The organism is Sphingobium sp. EP60837 (assembly GCF_001658005.1).
Taxonomy (GTDB): Bacteria; Pseudomonadota; Alphaproteobacteria; order Sphingomonadales; family Sphingomonadaceae; genus Sphingobium; species Sphingobium tyrosinilyticum.
Genome location: NZ_CP015986.1, coordinates 2,631,596 through 2,657,303 on the forward strand (window position 1 = coordinate 2,631,596; position 25,708 = coordinate 2,657,303).

General features: G+C 61.3%; 33 protein-coding genes. 6 read left to right on the plus strand and 27 right to left on the minus strand.

What is annotated here, in order from left to right; all coding sequences use genetic code 11:
• Window positions 1–27 precede the first annotated feature (27 nt).
• From EP837_RS12880 to EP837_RS12905, 6 genes are all read left to right on the plus strand, one after another.
• The gene (locus EP837_RS12880; protein WP_066528257.1) at window positions 28–2,925 is read left to right on the plus strand and encodes a M16 family metallopeptidase; all 2,898 of its coding nucleotides are present in this window, start codon (window positions 28–30) and stop codon (window positions 2,923–2,925) included.
• Between the two features lie 89 nt (window positions 2,926–3,014).
• Window positions 3,015–3,563, plus strand: a complete 549-nt coding sequence (locus EP837_RS12885) for a methylated-DNA--[protein]-cysteine S-methyltransferase (protein ID WP_066528258.1) — start codon at window positions 3,015–3,017, stop codon at window positions 3,561–3,563.
• Between the two features lie 146 nt (window positions 3,564–3,709).
• Entirely contained in the window at window positions 3,710–3,889 is a 180-nt protein-coding gene (locus EP837_RS12890) for a hypothetical protein (RefSeq protein ID WP_066528261.1), read from the plus strand.
• 3 nt (window positions 3,890–3,892) lie between these two features.
• Entirely contained in the window at window positions 3,893–4,141 is a 249-nt protein-coding gene (locus tag EP837_RS12895) for a hypothetical protein (protein ID WP_066528265.1), read from the plus strand.
• Window positions 4,138–4,497 (plus strand): hypothetical protein, encoded by a 360-nt coding sequence (locus EP837_RS21355; RefSeq protein ID WP_197486283.1) that lies wholly within the window; start codon window positions 4,138–4,140, stop codon window positions 4,495–4,497. Before EP837_RS12895 ends, EP837_RS21355 begins: the two co-directional genes overlap by 4 nt.
• Window positions 4,494–4,700 (plus strand): hypothetical protein, encoded by a 207-nt coding sequence (locus EP837_RS12905; RefSeq protein ID WP_066528267.1) that lies wholly within the window; start codon window positions 4,494–4,496, stop codon window positions 4,698–4,700. The genes EP837_RS21355 and EP837_RS12905 overlap by 4 nt, the downstream gene beginning before the upstream one ends.
• 152 nt (window positions 4,701–4,852) lie before the next feature.
• Here the strand turns inward: EP837_RS12905 and EP837_RS12910 are convergent, their stop codons facing one another.
• From EP837_RS12910 to EP837_RS13035, 27 genes are all read right to left on the minus strand, one after another.
• Window positions 4,853–5,380 (minus strand): hypothetical protein, encoded by a 528-nt coding sequence (locus EP837_RS12910; protein WP_066528269.1) that lies wholly within the window; start codon window positions 5,378–5,380, stop codon window positions 4,853–4,855.
• A complete protein-coding gene (locus EP837_RS12915) occupies window positions 5,377–5,562 on the minus strand; it encodes a Pam3-gp28 family putative phage holin (protein WP_066528271.1) in 186 nt (61 codons plus the stop codon). The genes EP837_RS12910 and EP837_RS12915 overlap by 4 nt, the downstream gene beginning before the upstream one ends.
• A 2-nt stretch (window positions 5,563–5,564) precedes the next feature.
• On the minus strand, window positions 5,565–6,011 hold the full coding sequence (locus EP837_RS12920) for a lysozyme (protein WP_066528273.1): 447 nt from the start codon (window positions 6,009–6,011) through the stop codon (window positions 5,565–5,567).
• Entirely contained in the window at window positions 5,998–6,213 is a 216-nt protein-coding gene (locus EP837_RS12925) for a hypothetical protein (protein ID WP_066528276.1), read from the minus strand. The genes EP837_RS12920 and EP837_RS12925 overlap by 14 nt, the downstream gene beginning before the upstream one ends.
• Window positions 6,210–6,347 (minus strand): hypothetical protein, encoded by a 138-nt coding sequence (locus EP837_RS20990; protein ID WP_156518493.1) that lies wholly within the window; start codon window positions 6,345–6,347, stop codon window positions 6,210–6,212. Before EP837_RS20990 ends, EP837_RS12925 begins: the two co-directional genes overlap by 4 nt.
• Window positions 6,347–8,074, minus strand: coding sequence for a hypothetical protein (locus tag EP837_RS12930; protein WP_066528278.1), 1,728 nt, complete (start codon window positions 8,072–8,074; stop codon window positions 6,347–6,349). The genes EP837_RS20990 and EP837_RS12930 overlap by 1 nt, the downstream gene beginning before the upstream one ends.
• Before the next feature lie 2 nt (window positions 8,075–8,076).
• Window positions 8,077–8,703 carry a gp53-like domain-containing protein gene (locus EP837_RS12935; RefSeq protein WP_066528282.1) on the minus strand — a complete coding sequence of 209 codons (627 nt, stop codon included), beginning with the start codon at window positions 8,701–8,703 and terminating at the stop codon, window positions 8,077–8,079.
• 1,141 nt (window positions 8,704–9,844) lie between these two features.
• Window positions 9,845–12,436, minus strand: a complete 2,592-nt coding sequence (locus EP837_RS12940; RefSeq protein ID WP_066528284.1) for a hypothetical protein — start codon at window positions 12,434–12,436, stop codon at window positions 9,845–9,847.
• Complete coding sequence (locus EP837_RS12945) at window positions 12,436–13,197, minus strand: hypothetical protein (RefSeq protein ID WP_066528286.1); 762 nt, start codon at window positions 13,195–13,197, stop codon at window positions 12,436–12,438. Before EP837_RS12945 ends, EP837_RS12940 begins: the two co-directional genes overlap by 1 nt.
• A complete protein-coding gene (locus EP837_RS12950; RefSeq protein WP_066528289.1) occupies window positions 13,197–13,865 on the minus strand; it encodes a hypothetical protein in 669 nt (222 codons plus the stop codon). The genes EP837_RS12945 and EP837_RS12950 overlap by 1 nt, the downstream gene beginning before the upstream one ends.
• Entirely contained in the window at window positions 13,865–14,254 is a 390-nt protein-coding gene (locus tag EP837_RS12955) for a hypothetical protein (RefSeq protein WP_156518495.1), read from the minus strand. The genes EP837_RS12950 and EP837_RS12955 overlap by 1 nt, the downstream gene beginning before the upstream one ends.
• Window positions 14,236–14,448: a hypothetical protein gene (locus EP837_RS12960; RefSeq protein ID WP_066528294.1), complete on the minus strand. Its 213-nt coding sequence runs from the start codon at window positions 14,446–14,448 to the stop codon at window positions 14,236–14,238. Before EP837_RS12960 ends, EP837_RS12955 begins: the two co-directional genes overlap by 19 nt.
• Window positions 14,445–14,837, minus strand: coding sequence for a hypothetical protein (locus EP837_RS12965; RefSeq protein ID WP_156518497.1), 393 nt, complete (start codon window positions 14,835–14,837; stop codon window positions 14,445–14,447). The genes EP837_RS12960 and EP837_RS12965 overlap by 4 nt, the downstream gene beginning before the upstream one ends.
• 5 nt (window positions 14,838–14,842) lie before the next feature.
• Complete coding sequence (locus EP837_RS12970) at window positions 14,843–16,246, minus strand: hypothetical protein (protein WP_066528298.1); 1,404 nt, start codon at window positions 16,244–16,246, stop codon at window positions 14,843–14,845.
• On the minus strand, window positions 16,240–16,893 hold the full coding sequence (locus EP837_RS12975) for a phage adaptor protein (RefSeq protein WP_066528300.1): 654 nt from the start codon (window positions 16,891–16,893) through the stop codon (window positions 16,240–16,242). The genes EP837_RS12970 and EP837_RS12975 overlap by 7 nt, the downstream gene beginning before the upstream one ends.
• A gap of 9 nt (window positions 16,894–16,902) precedes the next feature.
• A complete protein-coding gene (locus EP837_RS12980) occupies window positions 16,903–17,232 on the minus strand; it encodes a hypothetical protein (protein WP_066528301.1) in 330 nt (109 codons plus the stop codon).
• The gene (locus tag EP837_RS20995) at window positions 17,222–17,386 is read right to left on the minus strand and encodes a hypothetical protein (protein WP_156518499.1); all 165 of its coding nucleotides are present in this window, start codon (window positions 17,384–17,386) and stop codon (window positions 17,222–17,224) included. Before EP837_RS20995 ends, EP837_RS12980 begins: the two co-directional genes overlap by 11 nt.
• A 52-nt stretch (window positions 17,387–17,438) precedes the next feature.
• Window positions 17,439–18,389: an SU10 major capsid protein gene (locus EP837_RS12985; RefSeq protein WP_197486284.1), complete on the minus strand. Its 951-nt coding sequence runs from the start codon at window positions 18,387–18,389 to the stop codon at window positions 17,439–17,441.
• Window positions 18,390–18,445: 56 nt separating this feature from the next.
• Window positions 18,446–19,438 carry a hypothetical protein gene (locus tag EP837_RS12990; RefSeq protein WP_066528303.1) on the minus strand — a complete coding sequence of 331 codons (993 nt, stop codon included), beginning with the start codon at window positions 19,436–19,438 and terminating at the stop codon, window positions 18,446–18,448.
• 13 nt (window positions 19,439–19,451) lie between these two features.
• Window positions 19,452–19,775, minus strand: coding sequence for a hypothetical protein (locus EP837_RS12995; protein WP_066528305.1), 324 nt, complete (start codon window positions 19,773–19,775; stop codon window positions 19,452–19,454).
• Window positions 19,772–21,805, minus strand: coding sequence for a portal protein (locus EP837_RS13000; protein ID WP_066528308.1), 2,034 nt, complete (start codon window positions 21,803–21,805; stop codon window positions 19,772–19,774). The genes EP837_RS12995 and EP837_RS13000 overlap by 4 nt, the downstream gene beginning before the upstream one ends.
• Entirely contained in the window at window positions 21,805–23,100 is a 1,296-nt protein-coding gene (locus EP837_RS13005) for a PBSX family phage terminase large subunit (protein ID WP_066528310.1), read from the minus strand. The genes EP837_RS13000 and EP837_RS13005 overlap by 1 nt, the downstream gene beginning before the upstream one ends.
• The gene (locus EP837_RS13010; protein ID WP_066528312.1) at window positions 23,097–23,402 is read right to left on the minus strand and encodes a hypothetical protein; all 306 of its coding nucleotides are present in this window, start codon (window positions 23,400–23,402) and stop codon (window positions 23,097–23,099) included. Before EP837_RS13010 ends, EP837_RS13005 begins: the two co-directional genes overlap by 4 nt.
• Window positions 23,403–23,671: 269 nt before the next feature.
• On the minus strand, window positions 23,672–23,920 hold the full coding sequence (locus EP837_RS13015) for a hypothetical protein (protein WP_066528314.1): 249 nt from the start codon (window positions 23,918–23,920) through the stop codon (window positions 23,672–23,674).
• 93 nt (window positions 23,921–24,013) lie between these two features.
• The gene (locus EP837_RS13020; protein ID WP_156518501.1) at window positions 24,014–24,373 is read right to left on the minus strand and encodes a hypothetical protein; all 360 of its coding nucleotides are present in this window, start codon (window positions 24,371–24,373) and stop codon (window positions 24,014–24,016) included.
• Window positions 24,370–24,555 (minus strand): hypothetical protein, encoded by a 186-nt coding sequence (locus tag EP837_RS13025; RefSeq protein WP_066528318.1) that lies wholly within the window; start codon window positions 24,553–24,555, stop codon window positions 24,370–24,372. The genes EP837_RS13020 and EP837_RS13025 overlap by 4 nt, the downstream gene beginning before the upstream one ends.
• A 549-nt stretch (window positions 24,556–25,104) precedes the next feature.
• A complete protein-coding gene (locus EP837_RS13035) occupies window positions 25,105–25,452 on the minus strand; it encodes a DUF6378 domain-containing protein (RefSeq protein WP_197486285.1) in 348 nt (115 codons plus the stop codon).
• Between the last annotated feature and the right edge of the window lie 256 nt (window positions 25,453–25,708).

The following is a 25,708-nucleotide window of genomic DNA, read 5'->3' on the forward strand; positions in this document are numbered from 1 at the left end:
CAGAATTTTGGCTCTAGGCTGTCGCGCATGAGCTTTTCTCCTCGGCGCTCCGCCGTTTCGCTGTCCGTCCTCGCGCTGCTGCTTTCGGGATCGCCCGTCCCGCTGTCCGCGCGGACGGAGCCTGTCACCGCCAAATCACCCGTCGCCACCAGCGACACGCTCGCGCAAGTTCGCCCATGGCTGTACGAAAATAGCGATGTGCCGATCGATCCGGCGTGGCGGTTTGGCATTCTGCCCAATGGCCTGCGCTACGCGGTCCGGCGCAACGGAGTGCCGCCGGGCCAAGTTTCGATACGTCTGCGCATGGACGTCGGCTCGCTGATGGAGCAGCCCGACGAGCTGGGCTACGCACATTTCATGGAGCACCTGACCTTCCGGGGGTCGCGCCATGTGCCCGATGGAGAATCGAAGCGGATCTGGCAGCGGCTGGGCGTGACCTTCGGCAGCGATAGCAACGCCCAGACCACGCCTACCGGCACGACCTATGCGCTCGACTTGCCGCAAGCGACGCAGACGAGCTTGGGAGAAAGCCTAAAGATACTGGCCGGCATGATGGCCGACCCCAATATCGTGGACAACGCCGTCGCTGCCGAGCGTGCGGTCGTGCTGGCCGAGCGGCGCGAGGGCGACGGCCCGCAGATGCGCATTTCCGATGCGAGCCGCCGCCACTTTTTCGCGGGGCAACCGCTGGCCGATCGCAGTCCGATCGGCACTGTCGCCACACTCAACGCTGTCACGGCCGCCCGGATGGAGGCGTTCCATCAGCGCTGGTATCGGCCTGAAAATGCTGTCCTGTCCATCGCTGGGGACATCGATCCGGCCGTCGCCGAGCAGATCATCAAGGACAATTTCGCAAACTGGTCGGTGCCGGGGAAGGGGGCCTCCTTGCCCGACTTTGGCGAGCCCGATCCAAAAACGCCTGCGACCCGCGTCACGGTCGAGCCGGGCTCACCGACCGGTCTCACCATGGCGTGGCTTCGTCCATGGAAGCCGCACGCCGACACGATCGTCTATAATCAGGACAAGCTGACCGACATGCTGGCGCTGCAGATCATCAGCCGCCGACTGGAGCAGGCAGCGCGCAGTGGGGGCAGCTTCATCCAGGCGAGCGTCGATCAGCAGGACGTCAGCCGTTCGGCCGACGGCACCTTTGTCACCATCGTGCCCACTGGGGAAAGTTGGGAAAAGGCGCTGGGTGATGTGCGCGCGATCATAGAAGACGCCAAGGCCAGTGCGCCCAGCCAACTCGAAATCGATCGTGAATATGCCCAGCTGGACACGGCGCTGGCGATCCAGGTGGAAAATGCCGACACCGAAGCGGGCGCCAAACAGGCGAGCGATCTCGTGAGCGCCGTCGATATTCGCGAGACGACCGTCAGCCCGCAAGCCGCACTCGATATTTTCCGCACAGGCAAACCGGCGATGACGCCGCAGAAGATACTCGATTCGACCCGCCGCCTGTTTTCCGCAGGCGTGTTCCGCGCGCTGCTCATCACCGGAAAGACAGTGCCCGGCATGGAAGCCAAGCTGGCCGCCGCCGTCGCCGCGCCGGTGAAGGCCGCCACCAATGCCCGGCTGGCGGACAAGGCCATCACGATGGCGGATCTGCCCAAGATCGGACCGGCAGGCCAAGTCGTTTCGCGCACCCCTGTCGGACTGCCCGGCATGGAAAGCATCGTCTTCGCCAATGGGGTAAAGCTGACCCTCTTCGCCAACGATGCGGAAACGGAAAAGGTTCGCATCAACGTGCGCTTCGGTCATGGCCAGCAGGCATTTTCGCCTACTAAGGCCGCGCCTGGATGGGCGGCCAACTATGCGCTGGTGGCAAGCGGCATTGGTAAGCTGGGTCAGCGTGAGTTGGACGACCTTACCAATGGCCGCCGCATGGGCATGGACTTTTCGATCGACGACGACGCCTTTGAGCTGCAAGCGGTGACGCGCCCGGCCGACTACAAGGATCAGCTCCAGCTGTTCGCTACCAAGCTCGCCGCGCCGGGTTGGGACCCTGCGCCGATCGCCCGCGTGAAGACAGGTGCGGCTGTCGCTTATGATGCAATGGCGCGAGCGCCGGATTCGATGCTGGCCCGCGACCTTAACTGGCTGCTGCATGACAAGGATGTCCGTTTCCGCACGCCTTCGCGGCCCGAGATCGAGGCGCTGACGCCGCAGGCATTCCGCGCCACGTGGGAGCCGCTGCTCTCCTCAGGCCCCATTGAAGTGCAGATCTTCGGACAGGTGAAAGCGGACGACGCAATCGCCGCAGTCGCCGCGACTTTTGGTGCGATGCCGCCGCGTCAGGATATCCCGGTTCCGGCCATCAATAAGCAGATGCGCTTTCCGGCCCCGGTCGCTAATCCCGTCATCCTGCGGCACAAGGGCGACAAGGAGCAGGCGGCGGCTGTCATGGCCTGGCCTACGGCAGGCGGCTTCGCGCTCACCAAGGAAGCCCGTCAGCTGGAAATCCTCACCCAGATCTTCAACGACCGGCTGTTCGACAAGCTGCGATCGACAGAAGGCGCCGCCTATTCGCCCAGCGTGCAGAATAACTGGCCATTCTCCTATGAGAGTGGCGGCTACATCCTGGTCACCAGCCAGGTGCGGCCTGACCGCGTCAAATATTTCTACGGTGTAGTGAAGGACACCGCCGCCGACCTCGCCAAGAATCCGGTCACGGACGACGAATTGCAGCGCGCCGTCGCTCCCATGCGCCAGCTGCTCATGCGCGCGAGCACGGGCAATGCGTTCTGGATGAACCAGATGGAGGGCGCGACGCACGACCCTCGCTATGTTCAGGCGATGCAGACGATGGCCCAGGATATGTTGACCGTGACGCCCGCCCAGCTTCAGGCGCTCGCGGCCAAATATCTCGCGGCGGGCAAAAGCTGGTCCGCCGTTGTCCTGCCTGAGGGGGTGGAGGCTCGCTGAAGCAGCCACTCCTTTGAACGTAAGAGACGGGAAGCCGCCGCCGTGACTTTGCCCTATCGTCGGAGCATGTCAGGAGGAAAGGATCGGTCATGACCTTCGCGTTCGGTATATTCGCTTCGCCCGTTGGCGACCTCACCATGGTCGCGAGCGAACATGGACTGGCTGCGCTGCTGTGGGAGAATGACGATCCCACCCGCGTCCGCTTGTCCCGAGGGAAAGAAGCGCCAACCCATCCTCTGCTCCAGGAAGCCGCCAGACAATTGCGGGAATATTTCTCCGGCCGTCTGACCAGCTTCGATCTTCCCCTCGATTTTCACGGTACGGAATTTCAGCAGAGCGTCTGGGCTGCACTGCTCCGCATCCCCTTCGGCGAGACGCGCAGCTATGGCGAGATCGCGCGGAATATCGGCCGTCCTTCGGCATCACGTGCGGTGGGCGCTGCCAATGGACGCAACCCGCTTTCCATCATTGCGCCCTGTCACCGCGTTGTAGGATCAACCGGCGCACTAACTGGATTTGCCGGGGGCCTCGAGGTCAAGCGTCATCTGCTCGACCATGAACGGGCGGTGCTGCGGCAGGGGAGGGAGTGGCGCACCCAAGAGGATTCGAACCTCTGGCCTTTGCCTTCGGAGGGCTAACCGACCACGCATTTCCGCCACTGTTCCCAATCCGTTCACGCGCACGAAAGCGGAACAAATCGGTGCTGGACGTTGGTTGCATACACATAACCGCACACAGACCCACCCCACGCCCGAGGGCCGCACCACGGATGGAGAAGCAGCGCATGAGTAGGCTGATCGGATCGCTTTGTGTGGCGTTCGTCGCCTATGCGTTCGCGAAGGGTATGGGCATCCCATTCTGGCGAGACGGTTGGGACGTTGGCGACCGCGTTGACATTGCCATGATGGCTTTCGGCGCTGCATGGTATCTCGCGCCGCGCCCCTCGCCGGGTAAGGAAGGATAAAGCATGAGCATCCAAGACGCGCTACACCATCTGGACGACGCCTTGGACGCGCTGGCACTGGAAGCCTATCGCGGGCAGGACACAGGCAGCATGGAGCGGGTTCCTGCAATTCAGGCGACCTTGGCGATCGAACTGGAGCGCATCGACATGGCGCTAGGCGGGCAGAGCATGTTCGCCCCGATCGCAGAGGAGATCAAGCGCGCTGTCATTGCTATCGTGGCGGCGAAGGAAAGCCTGGGGGATAGAGCATGACCGACGAGATAGATCAGGAAGTGCGGGAGGCGGCTGCTGACTTATGGCGGCTTCTGGGAGAGCATCCGAGGGCGGAAAGCATATTGGCTGGTCATCACGATCAGGCCCAGACTGTGCAAATCCTCGCCCGCATGAAAGCCGCTGGCCGGGAGCAGGGATTGAGGGAGGCGGCAGAGGTGGCCGCGACCTGTCCTGTTCAATGCGCCACTGTTCGCGATGGTGACGATGAATGGCATATCGAGTGCCGTTTCAAGGACGGGCAAAAGTTCGCCGCGATCATCGTGGACAAGGACCATGAGGATTTAGCCGACTGGATCGCCGCCGCCATCACTGCTTTATCGGAGAAGCCTGCATGAGCCGCCTGCGGCGTCTGCTGAGCGCCCGCTGGCGCGTCTCGCCCCATGTACGCGGCGGGCTGATGATCATGCTCGCATTCGGTCTGATCGCGCTGGCATCGCTCAAATACAACGGCATGGACAAGGACACAGCGCAGGTCATCGCGTGGTTCGTGTTTATCCCGCCGATGGTCATTCTCGCGGCAATGCGTCAGGTGGATTGAGGCTTGCCCGAATCAGAACATTCCGCGAACAAGGGGCATGGCCCAAGTAACCCTCTCCGCAGATGATCTCGAACGCCTCATGAACATAGCAGCCCAACAGAGAGGGGTGAACGACGCACCCACCCTCATGCTGTTCTCAGAGATAAGGCGGCTTATTGAGGAGGCGAGGCGGAAAGGCCGAGAGCCCATTCCCTGACGGCTTCCAATCTCGCCTGGTTCCCAGCGCAGATAAAAGCATCGGCCTCCGGGATCATTAATTGCCCGAGAGGAAGGACGGCGCTTCGATCGGGTCCGTCGCCGCCCGAGGCGGTTTCGGTGGCGCCGGACAGATGCTGGACGCTGGCCGCACGTTGAGCCTGGGCGTATTGCAGGCTGAGAGAGCGATAACGAACAGCAAGGTCAGCAGCACGGGCATCGGCCGCATCAGCTTTGCGGACATCTTCGGTTTCCTTCTTGAGCTTGGCGGCTAGGGCCATTTGCGCGGCCTCTGACTGCGCGCGGGCAAAGACGGCGGTATCAGCCTTCCTTGCCGCCTTTTCCGCCGCGAGCGCCCCTTGGGTGGCCGATAGGCGGAAGGATTGGATGACCAGCCCCAGGATAAGCGCTACGACCGCACCCCCGACCAGGAGATGCGGCCAATAGCGTTTCCAGAGGGCGGCCAGGGCTGGGCCGAGGTTCACTTTTTCGCCAGCTTGCGGGTTTTGCTCTGGCCCCAGATGAAGGGGACAGCGAGCCCGGCAATGGTGATGAGGGCGGTCAAGGTGTCCTGCTGGAGATAACCGCGCCCGATCGCCCAACCACCCGCGACAAGCGCGATCTGGCGGACAGCGGCAACAGCCTGTTCAACGGTCACTTCGTTCATGGTTATTTCCCCCTGTACATTTTGGCTTCCGCCTCCCGGCGCCGAACAAGGCCGGTCATTCTTCGCCCATTGGCATTGCACCAGCGGGCGAACTGCTTGACGGCGTCGTCATAGTCGCCGTCCCTGTGCAGTCGCAGCAGAGTGGATTGCCCAAAGCCCCCCATGCCGATGTTGTAGGCGAGCGAGACACAGGCGTTGAATTGCCCCTGCGTCGTCGGGGCATCCCCGATCTTCGCAGCCACCAGTGCGGCGAACTTGACGATATCGGCAGAAAATCGCGCGTCGGCCTGGGCTTGCGTCCAGATGACGCCCTTCCGAATGCCGGGACCTGTGCTGCCCCACCCGATCGTCCACGGCTCGCCGCCCGTAGCTGGATCGGGATAGGCGGCCAGTTTGCAACCCTCGAACGATTTGATCAGCTTCTCGCCAGCAGCGTCAACCTTCAGCATCAGCATCTCCCTTGCTGAGCCAGCCCCTGACTGTCTTGGTTTCCATGATCCTGATGGCCGTCCATATGATCGATAGGCCCGCCGCCACAGACGGCAGGATGTTCGCCAGCGTCCCCAGCACCGTCACAACCGAAAGCGCGTCCAGCGCGTGTTTCCCCGCTTCTTGATAACCGTCCAATTTATGCGCCCCCGCGTTGTTCATTTCTGGTTTGCCCTGAGCGCCGCCAGTTCAGCCTCAAGCGCGACGACCCGCGCCTGAAGCATAGCCACAGCGTCCATCGCCTGGTTGCGCTGGGCCTTGATGGCTTCGATGACCTTGTTGCCGTCGATCTCCATCACACCGCCTCCCGGACAAGGCGGAAGTGGTTTCCAGAGCCATCGCGGAAGTGCAGATGCCCGTCGCTAGAATCCATCCAGAAGCCCCAAGCGCGTATATCAGTTGGGGCAGCGCCACCGCTGATGAATAGGGAATATTTGCCGGTACTTGGCGGGGCCAGGCTAAGCCAGGCGTCTTCGTCGTAAACATCGCCAATCCCTATGCCCGCAGACGCGTGGGGGAGGGAAAGCTGGCCCAGCCCCGTTAGCTTCACATTGTCGAACTTCAAGATGTGCCCGCTGACAGTCACATTCTCGTAGTTGAAGATGTTGGCCAGCGCGGCTTCATGGTCGCTGTCGAACAGTGAACCGGTGGGGTCCATGGGGCTGTTCGTCAGCCCGCCTTGAGTGAAGAGACGAAAACCCGTTAGCCACCCGGCTACACCGTTGCCATTCTGGCCCATCCCGCCCGCTGCGCCGATGGTATAGGCCGCGTGAGTGTAAATACCCTGTTCGCTGCCGCCCGCCCAACTATTGAAACCCACAACATGGTCAACGTTCGGGCTTTCAATGATGACATCGGTTTCGTAGCCGACCATCGCGGGACAGGAACCGTCAGGCCCAACCGTCGCCCCGCTGGAACCGCCATAACCCTTTCCGAGCGTGAAGGCGTCGATCACCACGCCAGAGGACAAGCCGTTCTTATCGCCCAGCGAAGTGTCCGCCAGCGTTTGGACGACACCGAACGACCCACCCATGACGCTATCGCCGTCATAATTTACGCCGCCTGCGTTGACGCTGCACTGGAAGCCAGCCCAAGTGCCGCTGCCGGGATTGCCGGGGATTCCGCCTGTGGTCAGGGCGGAGCGGATCGTCGCCTCTATGACGTTGAAGTAGAAAGGCCCTGATTGAGTGCCAGACGATGGGGAGGATTGAAGGATATCCACGCCCAGAGCTGCGCTATTGGGCGTCGGCCGGATTCGGAATGCTTCAGAAACGGTTGCTTGTACAATCGAGCCATCGATCTCGACCGGCTTGGGTGTGGCGAAGTTGGTCGTGGCGCTCTTGAACAGCGTCCCATCCGTGACATTGACCGATGGTCGAATGAACAAGGTATTGGTGCCACTGGACGCGATGTTGGCAGCTTCGGCGCCAACAAGCACGCCCTCGTCATTGATGGTTGCCTTGGTCGCAAGCGCCGCCTCGACGCTAACACCCGCCGCCGTCCCGATCTGGTCAGCGGCCTGCGAAAGTATGGATGTGCGAACCCACACCTTGTCGGTGCTGGAGGTGGACCGGATATAGTTCACCTTGCCCGTGTCCGCTGCCACTTCTGCTGTGAAGTCGGCATAATCTCGGATCGTGAAGGTGCCCGCCTTCCCCGCTTCCGACAGGATCGCGCTAACGTTGGAGGTGGCCGAAACCTCCAGATCGGCGGTGGTTGAATAGGTACTGTTGGCAGGGCCGGAGGGGCCCGAGAGCCCAGGCGTAAAATCCTCCACCGTCTTGATGACGGACGATCCTACCGAATAGAGGAGGGAGTACTGCCCCTGTTCGATGTAGAAGGAATAATTCCCATCAGCGTCGGTGGTGGCTTGATTTTCTGGAATGAGAGGAGTCTGATCCTCATCCGCATAGATCGGAGCGACTGTCTGCGTCCCCTTGTAGAGCGCGGATACAATAACGCCAGCCATAGGGACGCCAGTGCGGCGGTTCTCGACGTAATCAAAAACGTGGATCAGGGCCATAATCAGTACCCCGCCGCGATATAGTAGCCTGAGACGGCCCCGTTCGCCGCGTTGTAGGCGGTAAAGCCGTCCTTTGTCGCAGACCCACCCGTCACCGCGGGCAAATTGTCCTGACCGCCAGGATTGCCATCTGAGCCGCTACATATCGGGAAAGATGCATTGGGGAAGCTCCCGGCGTAATTGACTGTGGCCGAGCTGTTCGCGGGACATGTGAACGTGCCCCATGCGAACTGCACATAGGAAGACGCGCCGACCTGGAGGCGCACATAGCCGGGATTGGCGATCGACAGAGCCGCCACGCGCACCGCCCCAAGCGTCAGGCATGCGGCTTGCCCGTCCGCATCGTCCAAAAGCGTGCGAATAAACGCTGTTAGCGCTGTGACCGCGAATGTGTCCGGCCCTGTTGCATAGATGACCTGGTTGGCGGATGTCGTCAGCGCCGCGAGCGCAGTGAGCAGCGGGTCTTTGTATTGATAAGCGTCGGGAAGGGCGTCGGTGAACGTCTTAACCTGCGCCATGACCTCCCGGACGGCGTTGTTCAGGTTTGCAGACGGACAACCTTCCGCGATGTTGACCGCGCCTACCGTGCCATTGTCTGCTGCGGTCGTTGACCAATCGCTGACTGCCAATGCTTCATTCCTAATCCGGGCGAGTGGCGGAAGGTCCGCGGCTGTCTCGCTGTGTGGGGATTAGGGATGGTTGGCGCGCGGCCTATGGCGGCGGCTCAGTTCCCGACTGATGGGGAGAATGTAGCAGAATCACGGAGATAGGGAAGGGGGAATAGTCGTGACGGACTCGACTCTTACCGTTGTTCCGGCCATTCAGTGCGGCGTGGAGTCGCGGACACGGCAGCGAACCGTACACCTGCCACTCCCACGGCACGACCAGAGGCCGTCGCCCAGCGCTTGCGCAGCGAACCGCCCGAGGACCGCAATCGTGCCATCATCGGAAGCGGTCTAGAACGCGGATGGTGAGGAGATTGCCCGCAACCATCCTTATCGGTTGCACTGGACGCGGCAAACGCAACCCTCATGGGCTGCGACCGGTCGTGGCCCGAGGTATCAGCGATGATTTCTTGGACTACGAAAAGGCTGAAGGTTGAAGTCAATCTGGCGGCGATCATCCGGTCGATCGCTTTGTTGGTCTTCTTCCTCCAGTAACGGGATCCGGTGGGCACCTTGGCGTGCTCACCGGGTTTCCACGACCGGCAGCGAAAGAATAGCATGCGGCAACAGAAGCCTCAAAGGAATTTGATCAATGGGCCTACATACATGGTAATGCAGATGACATTGCGCGGAAGTGTGATTGCGGATGTGCCGCCTGCAACGCCCTGGCAACTGTCGCTCATTGTCGTTTCCTTTCAGTTAGGGTAGCATAACCCCGTGGACATTAACTGGAACATCGTGGCCGCCTCTGCCGGATTTGCCGGGATGCTCCTGCTGCAGCCCGAACCAGCCTTCGCGCAATCAACGGGTTACAAGCTCATTGTCGCCTACTCCGAAGGCGGAGTAACAGCGGTGGATTATCCCACAAAAGCTCGATGCGAAACGGCGCGAGAGGCTGTGCAATCAGAAGCTAGAGCAAGGATCGCACGGTCAAACGCAAACCTCGCTCCCGGCGCCATTTTGGTGCAAGGCCCCCGCGTGCCAGACGCGTTCTGCATCCCTGGCTGACATGGACAAGCTGACCTTCATCGTCTTGACTTGCTTCGGTGGGGCCATTCTTCGCCACTTCATCGAGTCTCTGTTGAGAAAGCGCAAGTCCAGAAAATCATTGGCCCTGCGACAAGCCCAAGAGCAACGGCGATCCGAACATTCCGCCGATGCGTCGATTGTCATAGATCTTGTCCCCGATGGATCGGGCGGCTTCCGACCGGCCCAGTAGCATCTTCTCAAGCGCCGTCCTGCCGCCCTTGGTTGATGCAAGCCCAGCCAACGTCAGCGGAATCGCCGCTTCAGTCGGCAGATAGTCGGTCAAGTCGCCGGTCGCCGCAACGCCACCAACCGTAGCAGGAAGAACCCAAGTCGCCAGCGCGCGATCAGTCGTCCCGCTGTTTGGCGTGGTGGACGGAAGCACCTGCTGCCCGGCGCTCTGAAGGTCACGAAACGGCATATCGCCCGACGCCGCAGCCCGCTTGCCGCCAAAGCGCTTGGTGTTGCTGATCATAGCGCGCCCCAGCTGAGCCGGGGTGTATCTCCCGCCCGCATTGTCAGCCGCCAGCGTTGCATCCTCCAAGATTGAAAGGTTGCGATAGGCGCTGTTCGCATCCTTCATGGCCTGCCCGGTACCTGGCGCCTGCCGCTCGGCTAGGCCCATAAGCGCGTCCTCTATGTCCACAGTTCGGTCTTTGAAGAGGTCGGCCATGGGCTCGCTCTTCTTAATAACAGAGCCCGCGTCCGTGCGCAGACCTTTGATCGCCGCCTGTAAATCGCGGCCCGTCATCTGTCCCGTGCCGACGAAGGGGTCCACCCGATTAGCCAAGGTCGCATTGAACGTGTCAGCCAAGGGCCCGGGAAGATTGCCACCCGCCGCTCGCGCCGCTGCCATGTGCGTCTGATAAGCTGGATCAGCGGAAAGGCGCACGGGCCCCAGCGCATTGTCATACGCTTGGCTGACAAGCCCTTGGGCTTGTTCGATCGCATCATTACCTACCGTTCCCTGCACCTGCTGCCCGATAGGCTCCAGCGCGTCCTTGAACGTGGCTCTACCGAAGGCGTCCAAACCTTCTTCGCGGCGCTGGCGAATAGCATCCCCGAGATATGGGATTGACTCGAACTTATCTTCAACTCCCTTGATCGTCCGGCCGATGACACCATTCTGGCCCATCATTTGCCCGACCGTGAGAGGCACCCCGCGGTTCTTGAGATAGCGCACAGCCGGATCAGAGACACCTCGCACAGCTCTCCCGGCGCCACCGAACATTCCGCGCCCGATTACGTTGCCCGCCGCGGAAGATCCCGCCCCGAACAACGCCCCGGTCAGACGGTCATCGTTATTTTCGCCAGCTCCGAATGCTGCCCCATAGAGTGCGTCAGGAACAATTCCACCACCCATGGTGGCCAACTTCCCACCAACCGATGGAATCGCGCCGAGAGCCTTGGTGGCCCCCAAGGAGGCCAGTGCAGCGCCCGTCATGGATCCAGCGAGGCCAGCGTAAGGGTGATCCCGCAGCGACATATCCTTGGCGACCTGCGCAACCGCAGGATTGCCACCCATCCAGCCCACGACCTCATCCAAGCCGCCAGCGGTCACAGCGTTACCCGCATTGATCGTGTAGGAGCCGAGAGGCCCGCTAGCCATGCCGCCCAGCATCTGGCCCGCAAGACCTGCGCTTTCCCGACCAGTTGTCGGCGTGGAGAACTGAGTTCGTGCGCCCGCCTGGCGCCCCTTTATGGCTTGGTCGAGGTCAGGGCCGAACGGCTGCGCGCCATACTTTGCTGCGATGGCGTCGATCTGCTCCCGACTTGCACCCGCATTGAATGCGGCCTGCGCTTCAGCGGCCAGCGCCTTATCCACTTCGGTGGAAAACTCACGGTTGCCGCTAGGATCGACCACGGGGGCCGCGGCGCTAGGGCCGAGCATCGAAGGCGGCGGGGCGGAAGGAGGAAGGGCTGCTGCCCCATCATTACCCCTCTTGTTTGGGTCAACAGGCGTCACGCGCCCGTTGGCATCAGGAGCGCCGCCAAGCACTGCGATTGACCGTTCGCGGGCATTGCGGGCCAACCCCTCCAGGCTGTTGATCTTGTCGAGAATAACCTCGTCACGGTCACCCGCCTTCGGGAGATAGGGGCCAACCGCCATCTCGGCTTCAGCCGCCGTGTTCAGCTGGCCACCAGTGAACCCAAGCGCCTGCCCAACATCGCCGCGCGACTTGTTCCCCGCCGTGTCGAACCGCTTGTTTGCAGTCGAGGGGAAATAATCTTGAAGTCCCTTCAAGCCAGAGGTGGCGCCCGGCCCACTCTTATATAGCTCGCGAAGTTGAGCGACGGTCTGGTCAATCCGCTTTGCAGAATTGAAGGCCGCAATAGCGTCCGCGCGCTCTTTCGCGCTCAACTGCGGAGCGCCGGATTGCTTAGTCGCAGGGTCGGCGGGTCCCCCAGGGACAAATTCAAAGCCGGTATGAGTAGAGTTCCAACGATACCCTGCTGGCGGTTTGTCCTGTTCGTTCCTGGCGCGCGCCGCTGCATCTTGCGCCAGTTGCACACGAATGCGCTCCATCTCCATCTGCTGCCGGATGCGGTCCATTTCTAGCGGCAGTTTAGGGTCAGGTCGTCCGATCGTAATAGGCTGCAAGCCGCCGCTTCGCGGCGCCCCCTGCGGAGCCGCCTGCGAGACACCCTGATCAAACCAGTCCTGAGCCATTACTTCTTCACCCCACGGCGCCCATCAGGGCTGATAACCAGCGTGCCTACCGGGACGCGCGCCATTTCCTCTGCGCTGGTGACGAGAACCGGGGTCCCCTCACGCTGCTGCCACTGCGAAAAATTGACGCCTTGCCCTATGGAGCGCATCTGATCGACAGTCAGATGCGGCACACCGGGGCCTGCCGATGCCGGGCCGCTGTTTCCAGTCGGACCCGGCGTCGGAGAGATAGCAGGATCACCTCCTTTCGCATCGATCGGGCCATTAGGCCCCACCGGGATGAGTGATTGCGTGCCGTCGCCATTGTCTGCGCGGATCCAGTTGATTTTCGGCGTCGGGTCTTTGTAGGCAATGGTCGGCTTGCCATCGGGGCCGATCATGCCGAGAGAGCCGTCATTCGTCTCCCAATAGTGGGGCGCGACCGGGTCGGGGAACTGCTGCTTCTGCTGAAGCTTCCAGACATAGTCATCCCGCTCCGCCATACGCTGCCGCTGCGCGAGACGTTCCCGCTCCTGCAAAGCGCGCTGATGCTGAACCTGAGCCGCATAAGGTCCCTGCTGCCCTGCCATCCCGGCAAGGAAGTCGGCGGCGATGCCTGCGAAGCTCGCGCCGGGGCGCTTCTCGGGCACAGTCTGGGGCATCGGCATTTGAGACGGCATCGACATGCCAGGATCGGTCGGGCCGAATCCGCCACCCTGCGGAGCGATCTGAATATCAAGCTGATCGGTCGGCTTGCCGAGCCCGCGGAACATCATCGCCATTATTTGAAGCCTCCGCCAGCCCATGCCGATGCAGCATTGGCCGCACCGCCGATCAGCATGGCGCCGAGGTTCATGCCGGTCTTCGTCTTCGTGTTGAGGTTATTGCCCCAAAGGCCCTGAATGCCGCTGGCGTACTGGTTCGCCACATCGAGCGGGATGCCGACCAAGGACTGACCCAAGGCCGCCTGGGTCTGGAGATTGTTGTTCTCTGCCTCACTGAGGCCCGCCGCTGCGCTGGTGGCCTGCGCCATCCGATCGCGCTCGCTGCTGTAATCCTGATAGCGCAGGTTGTTTTCCGCGCTCGCAAGCTGCTTGCCCAGTTCACCGATTTGACGCGTCGAGCCGGTCTGTCCATTGCGCCCGAAAAGGGCATTGATACGGTCGGCTACGCTGTCGCCTGTGTCGGCGATCATGCGATCGATATAGGGATTGCCCTGGAGATATTTGCCGCCCAGCACATCCCCGACATAACCATTCGCCGCGGTGATGTTGGGCTTGTTCGGATTGAAGGCGTCGAAGGAAGCGCCAAGCCCCGCCGTCACCTTGGCAAGGTCAGGCCGCACACCCTGATAGGCACCGGTAATGGCGTCCGTCGCAGCATTGATCTTGGGCAGGGCGTCCTTGCCGTAGGTCGTCTTGCTGGTGGATTTGGAGGACGAGATACCCATCAGGAAAGCTCCTTCCGGATTGCCGTCTGATGGAGAGAATAACCGCTAGACTTCATCACCTTCAACCATCCCTCACGCGACTGGATAACGATGGTGGAGCAACCTTGATGCTGCGCCCACTCTTCCACTCGGCGGATGGTTGTTGAGACTAGCTCACTCAATTCCCCGGCTGCAGCTTCGACATGGCACTCTTTGAGGCCGGTCGGATAAACCTTCAGCGAAACCAATATACAGGATTTCGACTCTGTGAAAAGCCTTATCCTTCCGCTCCATACCTCTCCATCGAGCCATTCCAAGGTATAGAAACGCAGGTCCAACATGCCCGCCAGATCATCGCGGAAGCGGAGATATTCTTCCCATCCGGGCACGCTCACCACAGCGCTTGCCATGTCGTCCCATCCCACAGCTTCGCCTTGTTCACGCCCGTATCGAACCAGCCATCGCCGGGACGGGGATCAGTCGGGGCGGTCGCGCTTTCCGGGAACTGCCGACGCGCGAGAAGCCCATTGATGAGCCCTGCAACCTTGCGGCACCATTCCGGCAATGCTGACGCTGCGGGAGGAGTGGGGGGCAGCGGGATCATCGCCCCCTCTGCCCAGCTGTCAGTTTGTAGCCGATTGGCAGCACGACCGCACTGTTCGGCTCATACTGACGGAAATAGTCTCCCAATTTGGCGCCAGGGTGCTGTTGCAGGTTGAATGGCGAGGCCCAGAACGCCCACTGGTCATTGCCCGCGTCCACCCATTCTCCGCCCGGCGTCTGCGGCGTGTTATACTGGCTGCCGGTCGAAAAAGTCATATGGTTGGGCAGCTTGTAGGTGTCTGGAAGGTGACCATTCGCCGCCTCCTGCGCGTTGCCCATGAAGGCGCCGCGCAAGTCATAGTCGCCTTCATTCTGGAGGTCGGATGGCAAGCGCGAGCGCCAGTCCTGATAGCGGCCCTCGTCCTTCGCCCCGAGCTTTGTGCCGAACATGCCCATTAGCGTCCGCCCGCCATTTCAAATTCAACATCGACGCCCAGCGCATAGGACCAGACCGCACCCGCGGGGATATCGACCTGCACGCCCACATGCCGCCCATTGGCCCGCAAAGGCACGCGGCCATTGTCGCGGATGCTGCCCGATGTTCGCGTGGACGCCGTATCACCCGCCCGCGCCCGCACATCGACCGTCACGGTTCCCTGCACAGCATCGGACACGACCCGCGCGCCCCTGATCCGCGCCCGCTGCCCGTCGCCGATCTCGGTCGGCTTGAACGCGAAGGTCGCAGCCATGTTCGAGCCCGAGAGCGTGCTTATCGCGCCACTGTTCGACGCGACCACCAACAGCGGATTGCCGCCTGCGAAGATGTCACTGTCCAAGCTGATCGGAACTGTGTCGATGCCGCCCGGATAAAGCGCGTCGATCGCCTCCAGGGAGATGCTCGATGTGAAGCCTGAGAAGATCGCACGGAGCGACAGGTCGATGGTGGACCATGCGCCCAGCGTCCAGTCATAGCACCAGATGCGGCCCGGCGTGCCCGGTATCGCCCACATCACGGTCGTTGTCCGCGGGTCAACCGCCGAGGTCATGTTCTTGATGTCGTCGCGGCTGTAGAGGCTGAAAAACTCGCGGTCGATCTTCTCCTGGCCGATCGGGCGCACCTCGTTGCGATCGGTGACCTTGAACCCCTCCTCAGAGAGGAAGAACACCAAATTGCCTTCGCGGGCCACCGAGCCCTTTGCCATGCAGCCAATGTCACTGGCGATCTCGTCAAAGGTCCACCAGGTCACGCCGTCAGCGTTATAGGTTGCCCTCCGTACCGAATTGCGCTGGAGGATGATGCCGGTTTCGCCCCCGGCCAGCCCCATGATATCGCCGCCATTAGGGAAGGGGACGTATAGCGCCTGATTGATGCCAGCGGTCCATCCCTCGCTGTCATTGTAGCCGGAGATGGCGAGCGTGTTTCTGGCTGTGGGATCACCGGCAAGAAACACCTGATCGCGCACCGTTGCCACAAGGTCACTCACAGGCGGAGAGCCACCCAAAGCCGCCGCCGTGCCCGCGGTCAGGTCATATTTGACCGGCGCCCCGCCGTTCACGCCGATAGCCAGATCCCCGAACTGGGTAAAGCGCCAGACTGTGGCGGAGAGCGAGCCAAGTTCACTGTTCCAGGCTGTTCCATCATAGCTGTAGAGGTTGGTGGCCGTTCCCGCGATCATCGATGCCACGCCATCGGACGACACATAGGACGCGCCGTTTATGATGCCCGCCAGCGTGGCGGCAAAAGTGACCGGCGACTTGACCGGGCGATAGCCTTCGGCCGCGGGGAATGCGTTATAAGCCCGCGACAATGCTATAGGCTTGTCGGGCTCCAGTGGGCCGAAGAGAAGCCGCTTCAGCACCGTGCGCCTCGCACCTGACGGGCAGGAGAGGGGGCCAACGGGCCACCCCACGCATCCTTGCGGCTCGCCTGCTGCAACTCGGCAATCGCCTCATCGAGATAGGCTTTGCATGTGTCGATCGCGTCAGGGTCGCGGATATAGGTTGCCGCCTGGTGCAGCGCGCCCCAGACATAGATATCCGGGTTCTCATTCAGCAGCCAATTGGTGGGCTGGCCGGTCCCAAGCGGAGGAATGCGGCGCCAGTAGACAGCCGAAAGCGTCAGCGGGTTCTCTGCTGACGGCGCCGGGGAGAAGCGCAGATAGCGGCCTTCCACCGCATAGACGCGCGCTTGCCCGAAGCTCGACCATTGCGGCAGGTCATTGGAAGCCACTTCCGAAAGCGGTTGTGCAGACCCCGCGACGTTCAGCCGCCGCAGTTTACGGAAGTCATCGGGGAGGGCATATTCCTCGTCCGTGACCGCCCACACCGCCGCCGTTTCCTGCAAGTTCGTGCGGAGCAAGCGGTTGAGCCGTGCCTCCAGCAGCGCGACAAATTCAGGAATGCGATCGGTCAGGTCGTCGCGGTCGAGCCAGTCGCCCACCATGGCGACAAGATCGTCATATTCACCGATCGTGCCAGGAACGATTACGTCGAGGGAAATAGCCATGCGGCATCCTCACATGATGAAGTGGTTGACCCTCAGGTATCGATATTCGGGATCATTCAGCAGGCGCTTGACGCCATCGGCATGAGCCGGGTCCCACGCATTTACCCCGTGCTTGTGCATCCATTCGAACATGACGGACGCCGGGATGCGGGCCGCGTACCACATGTCGCCGCGCTTATCGAAGCTGTCGGCCTGGGCGGCCTTGTTCTGGTCAAGGATGGGCTGAACGTCCCAACCCTCGTAGCGAATCTGCACATCGTCAGGCTCGTCGCCCGAGCGAATGAATTTACGGACCCCGTTAAAGGATCCGTCATCGATCATTTCCCAATCAGAGCGCATCAGCGAGCCCCTTCTTGATCAGCGCTTCAGCGTCAGCGGTGGGCAGCGTTTCTTCCGCGCCCGTCTCGCGGCGCACATCGGCGGCAATGAACACGCCATCGCGCTTGATGCGGACCTTGATCGTCTCAGCCTTGGAATGCGTCTTGCGGACCATGATCGTTCCTCTGAAAAAATGGGGCCAGCCCGAAGGCCAGCCCCACCCCCCGTTAAGTCAGGTCGGCCACGATGCCGGAGGCGGCCTGGTTGAGGCAGCGCAGCGCCCATTCGGTGATCAGCGCCTTGCGGGTGGCAAGGCCGGTCTGGGCCAGCGTATCCACATGCAGCGGATCACCGACCGCGATGTCCCAATAATCCGGGTCCACCAGCAGAGCGGAGCGTGCATCAGCGAAGCGATCAGGTACGAACTGCACCTCGCCGAAGTCCGACACGTATATATCGGCGCCAGCGATGATCGTCGCCTTCTTGTTGCCGGTCTCACGGCGCTGCTGGGCGATGCCAGCGAAGGCCGCGGCTGTCTGCTTCTGCGTGCCGTTGGTGATGACCGCCTTGGGATTGCCGCCCGCCGACCATGCCGACTGAAGGACAGTCTTCAGCAGGGCCTCAGTATAGGCCCGCTGCGTACCGTTGGTGGCCGCCGCGACGATACCCGCCGAGAAGCCGCCATTCGCGCCAGACGCGCCGCGCGAGACGTTGCTGGTGAGCCACGCCTGGGCGCCCGCGGTTTCACCCGCAGTGCCCGCAGCCGCCGCAACCGAGGCATAGTTGCCAAGGGCCCGCTTTTCCATGTCGGTGCGCAGTTCGCGGCCCGACTTCATGATTTCGCGGGCCAGTTCCGACCGGCGACCGGCCTTGTTGGTCCATTCCACGGTCGTGGACGAGCCGACAACCTTGGTCATGATCTGAGTGTGCGTGCCCACGCGCGTGGTGTTGGCGCGGCTGCCATTGGTGAGGTCATCGCCCTGTACAGCCTTGTTGTCGTGGTTCGCGGCGGCCAGACCATCGGTCTGCCACTCGGTATAGGTATTGCTCGCCTTCGAGCGCCCGATCATGTCGATGAAGGGGGTTTCGTCGGGGAACAGTTCGGCGATCTTGTTGTCCAGGTCTTCGCGTACACCGACGCGGGAGACGTTCTGGATGGTATTGCTGGGAACAGCCATATCAAAACTCCATCAAGGGAGGGTCGGCGTCATCGCGACGCGGAAACCCGTTTCATTCAGAGACCCAACCAGTCGGCAATGGCAGTTCCGTCCTTGGGATTGGACTTCACGCGGTCCCATGCCTTCTGGCTATTTGCTGCATTCAATTGCTGCTTGCTCGGCTTGGTGCCGGGGCGGACCATCTTGGGAAGGCCCTTCGCAGCGCGGACGGTCTCCATCTGCTTTGCCATCGCCTTGCGGTATTTCTCCGCGTCGGCCTTCCATTCGAGGGCCTTCTTCAAAGCGAGGATGTCAGTAGAGGAGGCTTCCGCCATCAGCTCGTCTGGATATCCGAGTTCCGCGCCGATGGACTGCAACTGTTCGCGCAGTTTCGGGCCGCTGGATGGGTCGAACCATTCCGGGAGCTGTTCCTGCAACCGCTGGGCATCCGAAGCGCGTTCGGCTTGCTGCGACTGTTCCCGCGCAGATTGAGCGGCCGCCTGAGACTGCGCAATCTGCTGGTGCAACTCGCGTTGCTGGTCAGCGCTGCGCTGGTAGGCGGCCATCTGCCGGTTGTACAATGTTACATCTTCTTGATTCCCGGTGTAAAGCAATCTTTCATCGGGCGCCTGGGGCATGATCTGCTGGGCGTAGATGGTGAGCTTCTGCACATGGTCATCATGCAGCTTGGCGATGATATCCCGCGCTTCTGTCGCAACCTGGTTGCGGGTCTGGCTCGCCTCGAACGCCTTCTGCTTGACGAAATTGTCACGTTCGGTTTCCCGGCGCTGGATTACCGCCTGCGCTTCAGGGGGAAGCTGGGCGAAGAGGGCTTTGTCCTCCTTCGACCAGCTATGAGGGGCCTCTACCGCGGGGGTTTCCGCCTCTTCCTCATCATCGCCCTGTTCGGCATCATCCTCGGCGGCTTCATCGCCCTCCTCGGCTTCCGAAAGGTCGATTTCATCCCCGTCCTCCTGCTGCTCCTGCTCTTCCTGTTCCTCTTCAGGACCAAGGATCGCATCCAGTTCGGGGCCAAGGACGCTCTCCAGCGTGCTTGAATCTACGGGCATCGTTCAGCCTCCTTCAGTTAGGCGCAAAATTGAGGAACCGGCGCTTGGCCGGGGACATGGCGGCAATCTCTTGAGCGCGGGACTTCTCTTTCGCCGCAACATCACCATCCTTCATGGCGGCCATTAGCTGAGCTTCCACGGTGTTGATGACGCGCTGGGCGACCGAGAGATTGATGATCTTCTGCGGCTTGTCGGGCTCGTTGATCGCCGCACGCATCTGCGCCTCGCGATATTCCTCACGCAGGGCTTCGATGGTGGGCGTGATGAACTCCAGCGCCTGCTTGGCGGAGAGGGCACGCTTGCGGCGCTCGTCCAGTTCGAGGATGCGTTCGCTCATTCCGCCAAATCTCCGCCAGGCCGCATCTCAGGTAGGGCGTTTTCCGCCTCCCGATCCTTACGGGCCATTTCCTGGTCAAAGGCAAAGCGCCGCTCTGCCATGCTCTCTTCAAACGCCTGCCGACGCAGCGCCAAGGACGCCTCAAACTCGGCCCGCTGTCGGGCAAGCTGCTCGCTGAGCGCGGCCTGTTCGCGCTTGGCCTGCAGATCATATTCGTTCTGCTGCTGCTTCAGATGGGCATCGATCTGCTGCTGCTGCTCCTTCAACTGTGCATCGGCCTGCACCTTTACCAGCGCTGGATCGGGGGCAGGTTCTTCCTGCTCCTGCGGGTCGTCAGGGCTCGGCCAATAGTCGGTCGGCACACCAAGCCCCAGATCCTTGACCAGCGCGGCCACGCTGTTGAAGAAATGCTCGGGCTTGATCGGGATTTCCGACTGTGCCGCGGCCTGCTGCAACTGGATCAGCATCATGCGGTTCTGCACCCGCTCATCCTTGCGGCCCGTGCCCAGACCGACGCGGACACGGATGTTCATGTCTTCGGGCCACTGGCGCGGGTTCACCTGCCGTTCTTCGCCGTCGATGCTGACAGTGGTGGGCTGACCAAAGCGGCACAGCAGCCGGTATTTCTTCAGCATCAACCGGGCGAAGGCTTCCGCGAAGTTGCGGGCCAGATATTCCTCAATCTGCTGCCCCTGCGCCTGCATTAGCGCGGTGCCGGTCGCGGTCTTGTTTAGGGCGTCCGCGTCGAGGCCCTGATTGAGCCGGGTAATGCCGGTGCGGCTTTCCTTCTCGCCGTTCAGCACCTCCATCACTTCGAAGGCGGACTGTGCCGCAAAGGGCAGGGTGACAGCGATCGGTGGTTGCTGGCCGATATGGCGGATGATGCCGCCAGGACGGTTGGTGGTCAGCAGGTCGTCAATCGTGCTGTCGCCGATCGATGCTTCGTTGAGCGTCCAGCGCGGATTGTTGGTGAGATAGAGATTGTCGAGCCCCTGCCGCATCAGCACCGAGCGCGTGCGCTGAATGTCCATCACCTTGTCGGCAAGGGATTGGCCCACCAGTCGGCCCGGCATCGGGAAGGGGCACCAGATGACGCCCGGTTGCTCATCGATCGGCTCAACGTCGAGCATGTGGGAGCCGACGCGCAGGCATTTCAGCAGTTCGGCAATGCCGTCGCCGTCGAGATCGAAGCGGCAATATTCCTCATACAGCCAGACCGAGCGGTTGGCCCCGGTGCGGTAATCAAAGCTGCTGTCATTATGCCCGCCATCGCGCGCGCGGGCCAGTTGGTTGAAGTCGTCCCCGCCATCATCGCTAAGGCCCGACACATCAAAGCCCATCTCAGCAATCTCGCTGACGGTTTTCTTCGTCTTGAACACGGAATAGACACAGGCGCGGTCCAGGTCGCGAGCATCAGCAGCAAAGCCGTGCTCCTCGTTGGGCGTCACATAGTCCTGGAGGATGGGCGGCTGCGGCTCCAGCCATGCCACAGCATATTGCTGGCCGATGTCATCCATCTGCGCCTGCTGGATGAACTGCACGCCCTGGTCTGCCATCACGGCGATCTCTTCGACCGAAAGGACTTCCTCACGGCGAAGGGGGGCGCGTTCCTCTATGCAGCATTTGACGACGCTGCTCTTCTCCAGCAGCCCCGCCTTGATCCAGTCATGGATGATCGAATAGCCGTCCTGCCCCTGGTAGAACTCGCGGCTGACAAGCGCGGTCGCCTCCTCGGCAAGCTGCTTGTTGGGGTGCTCGAACTCCACAACATTGTCGCCGCTCACCATCGTGCGCAGCAGCGATACGGTCATGTAGTCGATCACCTCGGCAACGTCGCGGGTGACGATCTGGCTCTTGCCGTCCTCCTCGTCGCCAAAGGGCTCGCCATTGTAGAAGTCGAGCGCGGTCATGCGCTCATCGGTTAGCTCGCTGTCATAGGCCCGCTGCTCTTCCTCGCGCAGGAATGCCAGCAGCGCCTCGTAGTCGGGCTGCGCCTCTTCGGTTTCAAGCGTGAATGGAGCGGTTGCCATCAAACGATGCCCTTGCTGGAATATTGGATGGGACGAGCGGCTTTCGGCTCGCGATAGGAAACGGCGACCAGCCCGAAGGCGTCGGCGCCGTGAGAGGCCCAGTCATGATTAGGGCCGAGACCAATGCCCCGTTCTGGATCGCGCTTTTCGTGATACCAACCGATGGCATCGATGCCGCCCGCGCACTTGTCGGCGTCGAACCACATCTGGGGAAACAGCCTGCGCGCAGCCTCAATCCGCTGCATCGCTGCCCCTGCGCCCTGATTGGGCACCACTTCAACCTGAAACCCAGCCTGCCTCAGTGCGCCTTCGTAGGTAGTCTGATAGACCTTCTCATGGGCGGCGCCGTCATGCGGAAGGATGCAATGGGCATTCTCATAACCATGCGAGCGCAGCCACTGGATATGGCTGGCAAGCGGCTGTCCAACCGCTTCGTAATAGTCGAGAAAACGGATTTCCTTGCCGATGAACTGGACGATCCAAATGGCGGTCGCATCAGCCTTCGCCCCGGTGCCGCCAATGTCCCAAACCGCCCGGAGCGTCATCAGCGGGTCGGCGGCAATCCTGCCGACGCGGTTCTCCAGCTTCGCTTGGGTCAGTGCCTTGGCGTAATAGGCGCCCTCAATGACGGTGAGATATTCACCCTCCCAGACATGCCCATATTGATCGGGACGCTCGCGCTGATCCTTCAGCCGCACGCGATCGAGGATTGCCGGGAACCACGGATTGTCCCGCCAATTCATCTCAACGATCTTGGCGCGCGGATCATTGTCGTTGGCGTGGCGAAAGCGCTGGTTCGTCGCGCTGTTCTTGCGCTCAGGGTTCCAGGTTAGCCAAAGCTCACTATCCTCTTCACGCAGTGTCGGGATCAGCTTTGCCCACGCCTCTTCCGTGACCGGCTCCGCCTCATCGATCCACGCCAACAAAATGCGGAACTTCGACTTGATGCTGTTGAGGTTACGCGACAGGCCGACGAACGAATAGGAGACGCGCCCGCTCTTGGTGCGGATATAGGTTTCACCAATGTCGAAGTGGGGAGCCAGCCATTCCGTCTCACGGATCGCAGCCTTGATCTCCTCCAGCGAGGAATCGGCCAGGCTGTTCATGAACTGGCGGGCGCACAGGATGATGCCCTGCCGCCCTTCCATATCCCATTTGTACGCCTTCACCGCTGTCATCAGCGCGAAGGTACGCGTCTTTGCTGAGCCGCGACCGCCATAGGCCCCGCGCGTGTCTGCCTCACCCTCGAACACCGGCACCAGCTTGGCGGGTATCTTGATCTGCGCCGCTGTCATTCGGGCGAGACCCCGACCAGTTCAATGCGCGTGACCTTGATCGGGCCGCCATCCTCCCCTGTGACCTGCATGGGCAGGACCTTGCCAAGCAGCGGCAAGAAGGATTGCGGGTTGGCGGTCGCCTGCGTGACGAGATAGCCGATCAAGCCATCTTTGCCGCCTGCCTTCGTAGCGGCCTGAAGGATCGCGTCCTTCAACATGGTGGTGGTTTTGTTGGGAACACCCTTGGGCCGACCGGGGCCGGGGGTGCCATCCCCGACCTTCCGTTTTCCAGTCGTTTTTTTTACGCCCACCTCGGTCATAGTGGGAAACCAATTACAGCAGCTTCAAACCCTTGTGCATGGGGCAAAAATCACAGGGAACTTGCGGAGTCGTGCGGGGTTTCAGAAGTCCCCCCGACTACCCCGCCAGTGCTGCGTGTGCTGGCGGGGATTGCTCCGCCCTCCGCAATATCCGCTTCACATGGCTGCGCTCCGCGCCCGTGCAGCGGCAGACCTGCATGATGCTGCAAGGTCCATGCTTCTGCCAATAGTTCAATACCCGCGCCCTGGTGACAGGCGGTCGCCCCCGATTAGACAAAATCGTCCCCCCTCATTCCCTTGGCTAATACCGTGATGATCGTATGCCCCCGCAACATAACGCGGGCGCCGCAGCCAAGCTTGACCGAGCGACAGCCCATCTGCGCCGCGGTGCGTACCGCGTTGGTCAGCATCATTTCCCGAATGGGTGTGAGATCATATCCATGGACCCGCTCGATGTAGCGGACCAGCGCATGATCGCTGACTATGACCGGCTCAGTTTCCGGCGCCCCCGTTTTCATCTTATCCCCCGCTGTTGAAATGCTACCTGTCGTTTGCTGGCCATCTCCACTCTGATGGCCCGAAGATGCGCGACAGGATCTTGAAGCTGTCCATCATTCCCCCTCTGGTGTGCCGAAGATTGTCGGGCTGGGCAGGTAGTCAGGATTGAGCTTCACACTGATGCGGAAGCGGCCATTGCACTTGACCCAGGAGCCTGCATCCATTTCGATCATGAAATCGTAGGGTGAGTTCAGTGCTTCGACACGCCAGCCCTTCATGTCGATGTCAGAAGCCAGGTGGGGCACCTTGCCGTCGCCGCGAAGTTCAAGCACGCCCACGAAGCCGGAATGATCCACCGCCTCTTGTGGATTTTTGTAGAACTGGATGCCTGCCGACTGCTCCCCATCTTCGACCCTTTGCTTCGTCTCAATCTGAAGCAGGTTGAAACGTTCGATCTGTTCTGCGTCCATCATTCCCCCCTCATCCACCGCTGAGCTGCGTCAAAGCCTGTGGGCCATGTGTCTAACTGGAGAAGCCTGCCGTGGATGATGAACATCCTTGTCAGTATCTCCGAATACGCCTCCGGATGCTGGTTCAGTCTCCGGGTGAGGAAGAGGAGTTCTAGCTGTAGGAGGGTGCGTTCGAGGTAGGCCATGCTATTCCCCTTTTGGCGATGCCTTCGGCCCGGGCTGGTCATGAACCGAGCCGGTGCCCGTCTCGGCCATACGGTGACCATCCCTATCGCGGGGAAAGCCACAGCAGCAGAACGATAGGATGAGCGTGACGCCCCGCAGTACGCAGCCTGGTCTATGCCCACGCGCTCCCCTCACTTGCCCGCCTCCTTGTGCTTGCGGTAGTGAGGAGGCGACCCATCTTCTGCGACCATGTGCGCGGGGAGATCATCCCTAAGGCAATGCGGCATGTACGCTGCTTTGAACTGCCCGCACTCGCACGGCATCCAGTTCCAGCATTTCGCCACCTGAATGAACCCATCGCGACAAGTTAGGCTCTGCCGCTGGTAGGACGAACACTCACTCATCACCGCCTCCTGATATTCCTGTGCCAGTATTCCGCTGCGTGTAGATCGACCCCCAGCCTCCGTGCGTAGGCTCCAGCATCCTTCCGGCTCCTGTCCTCCTGGAGAAGCCAGCAGATGAAACGGGTGGCAGGAGAAAGGTCGTCACGGTCGAAGAGGTCGGGCATGTCATGCGCTAAACCCGGTCAGCAGCCGGTCAGCCACGAGCTTTGCGTATCCGGCAATATCCACCCAGCTATCGGCATAGTCAGGGTCGCCATTCACGATGCGCCCCAGCTTGTGCGCGATCATCTCCAGTGCTTCGACCTGATCAGGTGCGAGGCTGGAGCGGGCGCGGCAGTCGAACAGAACGGTCTTAATGCCCTGGGTGACGGCGGCGTGCTTGTCGAAGCGTCCGTAACGGCTTCCACGCTCTTCCAAGGTAGCCGCAATGTCAGCAGGGACAGTGCCGCACGCGCCGCACGGCAATCCCATTGGCACACCATGTGCGCAGTCGTTCGTGACCCCCTGTGTCATGCGTTACCCTCCGAGATGGTGGTGGTCATTTTGGGAAGCTCCATAATAGTTTCAAATATCATACTTTGGAGTTTCAGGTAGGGCCTATTTTAGAAGGCTGATTTCAGCAGGGCTTGAAGCTCGCAGCGGACAGAGGGGACAAGGGACACACCCTAAAGGGTGTGTGTCCTGTCCGTCCCCTCGTCAGCTTCCGCCGCATGTCCGTCCCCACCATTGTCCCTTCGACTGAAAAAATGGCTGTTTTCCGTGGTTTTTT

Coding starts and splice junctions, on each gene's coding strand:
- EP837_RS12880 (WP_066528257.1), top strand. CDS start 28: ATGAGCTTTTCTCCTCGGCGCTCCGCCGTTTCGCTGTCCGTCCTCGCG.
- EP837_RS12885 (WP_066528258.1), top strand. CDS start 3,015: ATGACCTTCGCGTTCGGTATATTCGCTTCGCCCGTTGGCGACCTCACC.
- EP837_RS12890 (WP_066528261.1), top strand. CDS start 3,710: ATGAGTAGGCTGATCGGATCGCTTTGTGTGGCGTTCGTCGCCTATGCG.
- EP837_RS12895 (WP_066528265.1), top strand. CDS start 3,893: ATGAGCATCCAAGACGCGCTACACCATCTGGACGACGCCTTGGACGCG.
- EP837_RS21355 (WP_197486283.1), top strand. CDS start 4,138: ATGACCGACGAGATAGATCAGGAAGTGCGGGAGGCGGCTGCTGACTTA.
- EP837_RS12905 (WP_066528267.1), top strand. CDS start 4,494: ATGAGCCGCCTGCGGCGTCTGCTGAGCGCCCGCTGGCGCGTCTCGCCC.
- EP837_RS12915 (WP_066528271.1), bottom strand. CDS start 5,562: ATGAACGAAGTGACCGTTGAACAGGCTGTTGCCGCTGTCCGCCAGATC.
- EP837_RS12920 (WP_066528273.1), bottom strand. CDS start 6,011: ATGCTGAAGGTTGACGCTGCTGGCGAGAAGCTGATCAAATCGTTCGAG.
- EP837_RS12925 (WP_066528276.1), bottom strand. CDS start 6,213: ATGAACAACGCGGGGGCGCATAAATTGGACGGTTATCAAGAAGCGGGG.
- EP837_RS20990 (WP_156518493.1), bottom strand. CDS start 6,347: ATGGAGATCGACGGCAACAAGGTCATCGAAGCCATCAAGGCCCAGCGC.
- EP837_RS12930 (WP_066528278.1), bottom strand. CDS start 8,074: ATGGCCCTGATCCACGTTTTTGATTACGTCGAGAACCGCCGCACTGGC.
- EP837_RS12940 (WP_066528284.1), bottom strand. CDS start 12,436: ATGGCTCAGGACTGGTTTGATCAGGGTGTCTCGCAGGCGGCTCCGCAG.
- EP837_RS12945 (WP_066528286.1), bottom strand. CDS start 13,197: ATGGCGATGATGTTCCGCGGGCTCGGCAAGCCGACCGATCAGCTTGAT.
- EP837_RS12950 (WP_066528289.1), bottom strand. CDS start 13,865: ATGGGTATCTCGTCCTCCAAATCCACCAGCAAGACGACCTACGGCAAG.
- EP837_RS12955 (WP_156518495.1), bottom strand. CDS start 14,254: ATGGCAAGCGCTGTGGTGAGCGTGCCCGGATGGGAAGAATATCTCCGC.
- EP837_RS12960 (WP_066528294.1), bottom strand. CDS start 14,448: ATGATCCCGCTGCCCCCCACTCCTCCCGCAGCGTCAGCATTGCCGGAA.
- EP837_RS12965 (WP_156518497.1), bottom strand. CDS start 14,837: ATGTTCGGCACAAAGCTCGGGGCGAAGGACGAGGGCCGCTATCAGGAC.
- EP837_RS12975 (WP_066528300.1), bottom strand. CDS start 16,893: ATGGCTATTTCCCTCGACGTAATCGTTCCTGGCACGATCGGTGAATAT.
- EP837_RS12980 (WP_066528301.1), bottom strand. CDS start 17,232: ATGCGCTCTGATTGGGAAATGATCGATGACGGATCCTTTAACGGGGTC.
- EP837_RS20995 (WP_156518499.1), bottom strand. CDS start 17,386: ATGGTCCGCAAGACGCATTCCAAGGCTGAGACGATCAAGGTCCGCATC.
- EP837_RS12985 (WP_197486284.1), bottom strand. CDS start 18,389: ATGGCTGTTCCCAGCAATACCATCCAGAACGTCTCCCGCGTCGGTGTA.
- EP837_RS12990 (WP_066528303.1), bottom strand. CDS start 19,438: ATGCCCGTAGATTCAAGCACGCTGGAGAGCGTCCTTGGCCCCGAACTG.
- EP837_RS12995 (WP_066528305.1), bottom strand. CDS start 19,775: ATGAGCGAACGCATCCTCGAACTGGACGAGCGCCGCAAGCGTGCCCTC.
- EP837_RS13000 (WP_066528308.1), bottom strand. CDS start 21,805: ATGGCAACCGCTCCATTCACGCTTGAAACCGAAGAGGCGCAGCCCGAC.
- EP837_RS13005 (WP_066528310.1), bottom strand. CDS start 23,100: ATGACAGCGGCGCAGATCAAGATACCCGCCAAGCTGGTGCCGGTGTTC.
- EP837_RS13010 (WP_066528312.1), bottom strand. CDS start 23,402: ATGACCGAGGTGGGCGTAAAAAAAACGACTGGAAAACGGAAGGTCGGG.
- EP837_RS13015 (WP_066528314.1), bottom strand. CDS start 23,920: ATGAAAACGGGGGCGCCGGAAACTGAGCCGGTCATAGTCAGCGATCAT.
- EP837_RS13020 (WP_156518501.1), bottom strand. CDS start 24,373: ATGATGGACGCAGAACAGATCGAACGTTTCAACCTGCTTCAGATTGAG.
- EP837_RS13025 (WP_066528318.1), bottom strand. CDS start 24,555: ATGGCCTACCTCGAACGCACCCTCCTACAGCTAGAACTCCTCTTCCTC.
- EP837_RS13035 (WP_197486285.1), bottom strand. CDS start 25,452: ATGACACAGGGGGTCACGAACGACTGCGCACATGGTGTGCCAATGGGA.